General features: G+C 69.7%; 7 protein-coding genes and 1 other RNA gene. 6 read left to right on the top strand and 2 right to left on the bottom strand.

The genetic code is table 11. The annotated features are described in order from the left end of the window. Window positions 1–461 precede the first annotated feature (461 nt). Window positions 462–1,403, top strand: a complete 942-nt coding sequence (locus ACIOMQ_RS27750; protein ID WP_401988064.1) for a hypothetical protein — start codon at window positions 462–464, stop codon at window positions 1,401–1,403. Window positions 1,404–1,515: 112 nt separating this feature from the next. Here the strand turns inward: ACIOMQ_RS27750 and ACIOMQ_RS27745 are convergent, their stop codons facing one another. Next, the gene (locus ACIOMQ_RS27745) at window positions 1,516–1,716 is read right to left on the bottom strand and encodes a hypothetical protein (RefSeq protein ID WP_266746502.1); all 201 of its coding nucleotides are present in this window, start codon (window positions 1,714–1,716) and stop codon (window positions 1,516–1,518) included. A gap of 269 nt (window positions 1,717–1,985) precedes the next feature. Between ACIOMQ_RS27745 and ftsE the strand changes: the two genes are divergently transcribed. The 5 genes from ftsE to ssrA all read left to right on the top strand — a co-directional run bounded on the left by ftsE (window position 1,986) and on the right by ssrA (window position 5,873). Next, a complete protein-coding gene (gene ftsE / locus ACIOMQ_RS27740; protein ID WP_362205399.1) occupies window positions 1,986–2,675 on the top strand; it encodes a cell division ATP-binding protein FtsE in 690 nt (229 codons plus the stop codon). Between the two features lie 23 nt (window positions 2,676–2,698). Beyond that, window positions 2,699–3,616, top strand: coding sequence for a permease-like cell division protein FtsX (gene ftsX / locus ACIOMQ_RS27735; RefSeq protein WP_362205396.1), 918 nt, complete (start codon window positions 2,699–2,701; stop codon window positions 3,614–3,616). Window positions 3,617–3,683: 67 nt separating this feature from the next. Continuing rightward, on the top strand, window positions 3,684–4,871 hold the full coding sequence (locus ACIOMQ_RS27730) for a S41 family peptidase (RefSeq protein WP_362205393.1): 1,188 nt from the start codon (window positions 3,684–3,686) through the stop codon (window positions 4,869–4,871). An 18-nt stretch (window positions 4,872–4,889) separates the two neighbouring features. Further along, complete coding sequence (gene smpB / locus ACIOMQ_RS27725; protein ID WP_072484162.1) at window positions 4,890–5,378, top strand: SsrA-binding protein SmpB; 489 nt, start codon at window positions 4,890–4,892, stop codon at window positions 5,376–5,378. A 125-nt stretch (window positions 5,379–5,503) separates the two neighbouring features. After that, window positions 5,504–5,873, top strand: a transfer-messenger RNA (tmRNA) gene (ssrA, locus tag ACIOMQ_RS27720). A gap of 78 nt (window positions 5,874–5,951) precedes the next feature. On the opposite strand, the gene ACIOMQ_RS27715 is transcribed toward ssrA, so the two are convergent. Continuing rightward, the gene (locus ACIOMQ_RS27715; RefSeq protein WP_402190812.1) at window positions 5,952–7,214 is read right to left on the bottom strand and encodes an MFS transporter; all 1,263 of its coding nucleotides are present in this window, start codon (window positions 7,212–7,214) and stop codon (window positions 5,952–5,954) included. Between the last annotated feature and the right edge of the window lie 51 nt (window positions 7,215–7,265).

Genomic DNA, 7,265 nt, shown 5'->3' with positions numbered 1-7,265 from the left:
TCTGCGTGGGCTGGGGGGGGGGGGCCCGCGGGGGGCCATCGCGGGGGTTTTTGGCGGGGCGGGCCCGCCGCGGGGGGTTTTGCCGGGGTTTTCCGCCGGGGGGGCCCCCACCCCCCCGGGGTTCCCCCCACCGCCGTTTTCGTCGCGGACGCGTACGAGCCGCCGCTGATGGGGAGTTGGGGTTCCGAGTTGCGCGGGCGCCGTGGTGAGTGCGTCACAGTCGTGATTCTGAATGAAGGTCAACTGCCACTAAATCGGTGCAGATTCCACGGAACGGCCTTGACGTAGTCCTTAACTGTGGACAGGGTGCTAGGGCAGCATGCGTATGTCTGGGACGGGTGTGAACGGGGGCGGGCGGCATGACCACGGCTCCATGTGGCGCCGTTCGGAGCAAACTCCGCAGAGCCGGGGCCCGCATATGGCTGCTCCATGACGAGAACAGCTACTGGGGGTAGCAGCAGATGACCAAGAAGACGCGTGTACGCGTCGCGCGGATAGCCGCAGGTGCGGTGATCGCCGCGGGTGCTTCGCTCACCGCTGCTGGTGCGGCGTCGGCCGTCGGCATCGGAGTCGACGTCGGCGGTCTCACCGCCAAGGCTCACGTCGACGAAGGCGGTCTGGGTGTCGACGCCGACCTCGGCGAGTCCGGCGGCGATGCGGCCGGCGGCGGCGACAACGGTGGCCAGGGCGGTACGACCACCGATGGTGGTGCGGCCGACAACGGCGGTGCTGCGGACACCGGCGGCGCTGCCGATAGCGGCGGTGCTGCGGACAACGGCGGCACGTCCGACAACGGTGGCGCTGCCGATAACGGTGGCGCTGCGGACAACGGTGGCGCTGCCGATAACGGCGGTGCTGCGGACAACGGCGGCACGTCCGACAACGGTGGCTCCGGCAACAACGGTGGCGCGTCCGACAACGGTGGCTCCGGCAACAATGGCGGCTCCGGCAACAACGGTGGCGCGTCGAACAACGGTGGCTCCGGCAACAATGGCGGCTCCGGCAACAACGGTGGCGCGTCGAACAACGGTGGCTCCGGCAACAACGGTGGCTCCGGCAACAACGGCGGCACCAGCGCCAACGGCGGCAGCTCCGGCAATGGCGGCAGCTCCGGCAACGGTGGTACCACCGGTAACGGCGGCACCACCGGTAGTGCTTCCTCGGGCTCCGCGACCGGTGGCGACGGCTGCACCGTCGACCTCGACGGCGCGAAGTGCGCGGACAACACCACCCCCGACTCGGCCGGCAACCAGCCGGTCGAGCAGGGCAAGGGCAAGGACGAGCTCGCCGAGACCGGTGCCGCCGAGACCACGTTCCTGCTGGTCGGCGCCGCGACGATGATCGCCGGAGGCATCGGCTTCCGGATCCTGCCGCGCCTGATGAACGGCCGTACGGTCGCCTAAGGGCCACCTGCGCGCAGAGGGGCCCGGGACGCCAGTCGGCATCCCGGGCCCCTCCGCGTACACGTACACGCTTTCGCAGGCGGACGGACGGCCTCGGCTGCGCGGTCCGGTGCTACACGGTCTGGTGCGCCAGCAGTGCCAGCGCGCCCAGCAGCACCACCAGCAGGGCCACCAGCGTCACGGGGCTCAGCCCCGCGAAGATCCCCTGCTCCTGTTCCTGCTGCAGCCGCTCACGACTTGCCCGGCACACGGGGCAGCGGCCCTCGTTCACGGGCGCCGCGCAGTTTGCGCACACCAGTCGGTCATAGGTCATGCGCTTTCCTCCTCCCGCGCGGCGGAGCCGCAGACGTCCTCGCTCCGCACAACGCTCATGGGAACGCAACCGTTCCCCCTACCACTGTGCCAGCTCGCGCGGATTTCGGCGCGGCCCGCCGGAGATCGCCCGTTCCGTAGCACTTCGGCCGCGCTCCCGGCCCGTGCCGTTCCGCCATAAATCACCCATCCCAGGACGCGCGCCTGCACGCCCCAGGCCGGTTCGCGTATGGTCACGCACACCTACTCCCGGCCGACCGTGGTGCATCCGTGATCCGATTCGACAACGTCTCCAAGACCTACCCGAAGCAGAGCCGTCCCGCTCTACGGGATGTGTCTCTCGATATCGAGAAGGGTGAGTTCGTCTTCCTGGTGGGCTCCTCCGGCTCCGGCAAGTCCACCTTCATGCGGCTCATCCTCCGCGAGGAACGCGCCAGCACGGGCTCGGTGCACGTCCTGGGCAAGGACCTCGCCCGCCTGTCCAACTGGAAGGTGCCGCACATGCGCCGCCAGCTGGGCACGGTCTTCCAGGACTTCAGGCTCCTCCCCAACAAGACCGTCGCGGAGAACGTGGCGTTCGCGCAGGAGGTCATCGGCAAGCCGCGCGGTGAGATCCGCAAGGCGGTGCCGCAGGTCCTCGACCTGGTCGGCCTCGGCGGCAAGGAGGACCGGATGCCCGGTGAGCTCTCCGGTGGTGAGCAGCAGCGCGTGGCGATCGCGCGGGCGTTCGTGAACCGTCCCATGCTGCTCATCGCGGACGAGCCGACCGGCAACCTCGACCCGCAGACCTCCGTCGGCATCATGAAGCTGCTGGACCGGATCAACCGGACCGGCACCACCGTGATCATGGCGACCCACGACCAGAACATCGTCGACCAGATGCGCAAGCGCGTCATCGAGCTGGAGCAGGGCCGTCTCGTACGTGACCAGGCCCGCGGCGTCTACGGCTACCAGCACTGAGCATCGAGCACTGAAAGGACGCCATGCGCGCCCAGTTCGTCCTGTCGGAGATCGGCGTCGGCCTCCGTCGCAACCTCACGATGACCTTCGCCGTCGTCGTCTCCGTCGCCCTCTCGCTCGCCCTGTTCGGCGGCGCGCTGCTCATGCGCGAGCAGGTCAGCACGATGAAGGACTACTGGTACGACAAGGTCAACGTCTCGATCTTCCTCTGCAGCAAGAGCGATGTGACCTCGACGCCCAAGTGCGCCAAGGGGGCGGTCACCGCCGATCAGAAGAAGGAGATCGAGGCCGACCTCAAGAAGATGGACGCCGTCCAGACCGTCACGTACGAGTCGGCCGACCAGGCGTACAAGCACTACCAGGACCAGTTCGGCGACTCGCCCATGGCGGGCGACATCACGCCGGACATGATGCAGGAGTCGTTCCGGGTCAAGCTCCACGACCCGAAGAAGTACAAGGTCGTCGCCACCGCCTTCGCCGGGCGTGACGGGGTGCAGTCCGTCCAGGACCAGAGGTCGATCCTGGACAACCTCTTCCAGTTGATGAACGGCATGAATGTGGCCGCCCTCTTCGTGATGGCGCTGATGCTGGTCATCGCGCTGATGCTGATCGTGAACACCGTCCGGGTGTCCGCGTTCAGCCGGCGGCGCGAAACCGGCATCATGCGGCTCGTCGGCGCCTCCGGGTTCTACATCCAGATGCCGTTCATCATGGAGGCCGCGTTCGCCGGTCTCATCGGCGGTGTGCTGGCCTGCGTGATGCTGCTGGCCGGCCGGTACTTCCTGATCGACGGCGGTCTGGAGCTCAAGAGCAAGCTGAATCTGATCGACTTCATCGGCTGGGACGCGGTCCTCACCAAGCTGCCCCTGGTCCTGGCGATCGGTCTGCTGATGCCCGCCGTTGCCGCTCTCTTCGCGCTGCGCAAGTACCTGAAGGTGTGACAAGCGCCCTGGTGGCGCACGGTCAACCGGCCGTGTGCCGCAAGGGCGTTGTCCTAGACTCATCGCCATGTCGGGTCCCGCGCAGTGTTTCGGGCCCCGCGGCGTACGCCGCGGGGCGGCCCTGACCTTGGTCTTCGCGAGCGTGCTGGCCACCGCGGCGGCCACCGGCTCGTTGCCGCGCGGCGGCTCGAAGTCTCCGGACCCGGCGACCCGTTACGTCGCCTCCACGGTCGACGGCGACGAGGTGGCCTCCGCCGCCGCACGGGCCGTGGCCGACGGCAAGTCGGGCAAGGAGGCGGCCGAGGAGGTCGTCAGCCGCAGCGGGGACCGCTGGGGCGCGGTGTACGACGAGCGGCAGTACGAGGAGTTCGAGCAGGCCCTCGACGGCTCGTACACCGGCGTCGGGATCTCCGCCAAGCGCTCCGCCGAGGGGCTGGTCGAGGTGGCCCGGGTCCAGCCCGGCGGCCCCGCCGACCGGGCCGGCATCGAGCCCGGCGATCTGCTCCGCACGGTCGACGGCCACCGGATCGACAGGCGCCCCGTCGCCGAGGTCGTCGCCCTGCTGCGCGGGGACCGCACGGAGGCGTCCGCGGGCACCGCCGTCGTCCTGGGCGTCCAGCGGGGCGCCGCGCGGCGCACCGAGACGCTGCGCCGGGCCACGCTCACCACCGAGCCCGTCACCGTCCGGAGGATCGGACCGAAGCGTTCCGATCCCTCCGAGGCCGTGCTGATCGAGGTCGACTCGTTCACCAAGGGCTCGGGCGACCGGGTCCGCGACGCGGTCCGGGACGCACCGGCGGGCGCCGGGGTGCTCCTCGATCTGCGCGGCAACTCCGGCGGCCTGGTCACCGAGGCCGTCACCGCGGCTTCCGCCTTCCTGGACGGCGGCCTGGTCGCCACGTACGACGTGCACGGAGAGCAGCGCGCCCTCTACGCGCAGCCGGGCGGTGACACCGCCCGGCCCCTCGTCGTCCTCGTCGACGGCGGCACGATGAGCGCCGCCGAGCTCCTCACCGGCGCGCTCCAGGACCGGGGCCGCGCCGTCACCGTCGGCTCGCGCACCTTCGGCAAGGGTTCGGTCCAGATGCCCAGCAAGCTTCCGGGCGGCTCGGTGGCCGAGCTGACCGTCGGCCACTACCGCACCCCGGCGGGCCGCGGCGTCGACGGCCGCGGCATCACCCCGGACCTCGCGGTGAGCTCCGGGGCCGAGCAGCGGGCCGAGACGGTATTGAGTGGCCTCGGGGGTGGGTCGTAGTGCGAAAATGGCCGCACTATGGCTAAGGAAAAGGACACCGGGCGCAAGCTCATCGCGCAGAACAAGAAGGCGCGACACGACTACCACATCCTCGACACCTACGAGTGCGGTCTCGTACTCATGGGTACCGAGGTCAAATCGCTGCGGCTGGGCAGGGCCTCGCTCGTGGACGGCTTCGTCCAGATCGACGGCGGCGAGGCTTGGCTGCACAACATCCACGTCCCGGAGTACGTGCAGGGGACCTGGACCAACCACTCGGCCAAGCGGAAGCGCAAGCTGCTGATGCACCGGGCGGAGATCGACAAGCTGGAGTCGAAGTCGGGCGAGACGGGCCACACCATCGTGCCGCTCGCGCTGTACTTCAAGGACGGCCGGGTCAAGGTCGAGATCGCGCTCGCCAAGGGCAAGAAGGAGTACGACAAGCGGCAGACCCTGCGCGAGAAGCAGGACACGCGGGAGACCAACCGGGCCATCTCGGCGGCGCGACGGCGCCAGCGGAGCGCCTAGCCGGGAAGCGGGCGGGCCGGCCGGCAGGAATAGGCTGGCACTGTCGCTCGTTGGTCACGTACGATGGCACTGCACCTCACAGCGGGTGCACGTATGGAGCGGTTGACAATTAAATACACCAGCATGGGGATGATCGGTTTCGACAGCGGATGTCGAAGCAGGGGAAGCGTGTCGAGGAAGCGACAATGATCTCGTAAACCATATGTCGCAACCAATAATCGCCAATTCCAAGCGCGATTCCTTCGCCCTCGCTGCCTAAGTAGCGACTTGCGAAGTGTCAGCCCGGGGGTGATCCCGACCCGGATCCTGGCATCATCAAGGGATCTAAACTTCTAGACCCGGTCACGGGGCCTGGAAGGAAATCAAACAGTGGCTGGGCCTGTCGGTAGCTTGTTCGCGTGACTACCGGGGCCGAGAAAAGCACAGCGAACTGCACACGGAGAAGCCCTGATTCTGCACCGTTGGACGCGGGTTCGATTCCCGCCATCTCCACAATTCCCATGTGAACGAGAACCCCGTTGCCCACCGGCAGCGGGGTTCTCGTCGTTCTGCGCGGAGCCCCGCGCCCGGGCATCACGCCCGGGGGACCCGGACACCGGCCGCCGCGATCACCAGCGCCAGTCCCGCTGCGCACACCGGTACGGCATAGCCGGTCGTCTGCCCGGTGTGCTCCACCATCCAGCCGCCGGTCGCCGAACCGGCGGCGATTCCGCCCAGCATCGCGGTCACGGCCAGGGTCATGCCCTCGTTCAACCGGCCCTCCGGGGTGAGGCGTTGCACCAGGGTCATGCCGGTCACCATCGTCGGCGCCGTCGCGGCGCCTGCCAGCAGCAGCGCGCCCGCCAGGGCCGGCAGCGAATCGGTCGCGGAGGTGGCGAGCAGTGGCAGGGACATCAGCGCCGTCATTCCCGCCAGGCAGCCCAGCAGCCGGTGCCGGATGTCCGCGGCCGGGCGCAGTGATCCGTACAGCAGCCCCGCCACGCACGAACCGGCCGCCTGGAGGGCCAGGATGGCGCCCCCGGCGTGGGCGATCGTGACGACCTCCATCGCGCCGAAGACCGCGCCGGTGGCGAGGAAGGCGGCGAGCAGGGCCGGCATGCCGGGGGTGCGGAACGGGGAGCCGGTACGGGTGGTGCGGGGTGCCACCGGCGGTTCGGTGGCGCGCTGGGCGGCGAAGATCAGCACGCCGGTCATCAGCAGGACCGCCCCGACGAGTGTTCCGGCCTCCGGGAAGAGCGCCGCGCAGAGCAGCGCGGCGAGGGCCGGGCCGAGCATGAAGCAGAGTTCGTCGGCGGCCTGTTCGAAGGAGTTCGCGGTGTGCAGGGCGGCCGGATCGCCCCGGTGCAGATGCGCCCAGCGGGCCCGGGACATCCCGCCCGTGTTGGGGGTGGTGGCGGTCGCGGCGTAGGAGGCGAAGAGCGTCCAGGCCGGGGCGCCGTAGTGCACGCAGAGCAGCAGCGCGAGCGATCCGAGCGCGGCGATCGCGGTGGCGGGCACGGCGACCCGGGCCTGTCCGTACCGGTCGACCAGCCGGGCCGTCCAGGGCGCGACCACCGCCGTGGCGCCGAGGCCGGTCGCGGTGACGGCACCGGCCAGCGCGTACGAGCCGCGCGCCCCGGCGATCATGATCACGGCGCTGACGCTGAACATGCCCATGGGGAGCCGGGCGAGGAGATTGCCCGCGGTGAAGGCGCGGGCGCCGGGGGTGGCGAGCAGCCGGCGGTACGGGTTGGTGGGTGCCGGCCGTGCGGGGGCGGGGGTGCGCGGGGCGATGATCAGCAGGTCCCCGGAGACGGTGAGCATGGGGTCGGTGGGCGGCGTTCTGTCGTACGGCATGGATCAACCCTCGGGGCGCACGGCCCATGGGGTCCAACACCTTCTCCGTAC

Origin of the sequence: Streptomyces sp. NPDC087845, from assembly GCF_044742755.1 — a bacterium.
Taxonomy (GTDB): domain Bacteria; phylum Actinomycetota; class Actinomycetes; order Streptomycetales; family Streptomycetaceae; genus Streptomyces.
The sequence above is the reverse complement of the archived record's forward strand: the minus strand, read 5'-3'. Positions and strand labels throughout refer to the sequence as shown.

Bases quoted from the DNA above. Each gene is read 5' to 3' on its own strand.
- ACIOMQ_RS27750 (WP_401988064.1), top strand. From the start codon at position 462: ATGACCAAGAAGACGCGTGTACGCGTCGCGCGGATAGCCGCAGGTGCG.
- ACIOMQ_RS27745 (WP_266746502.1), bottom strand. From the start codon at position 1,716: ATGACCTATGACCGACTGGTGTGCGCAAACTGCGCGGCGCCCGTGAAC.
- ftsX (WP_362205396.1), top strand. From the start codon at position 2,699: ATGCGCGCCCAGTTCGTCCTGTCGGAGATCGGCGTCGGCCTCCGTCGC.
- ACIOMQ_RS27730 (WP_362205393.1), top strand. From the start codon at position 3,684: ATGTCGGGTCCCGCGCAGTGTTTCGGGCCCCGCGGCGTACGCCGCGGG.
- smpB (WP_072484162.1), top strand. From the start codon at position 4,890: ATGGCTAAGGAAAAGGACACCGGGCGCAAGCTCATCGCGCAGAACAAG.
- ACIOMQ_RS27715 (WP_402190812.1), bottom strand. From the start codon at position 7,214: ATGCCGTACGACAGAACGCCGCCCACCGACCCCATGCTCACCGTCTCC.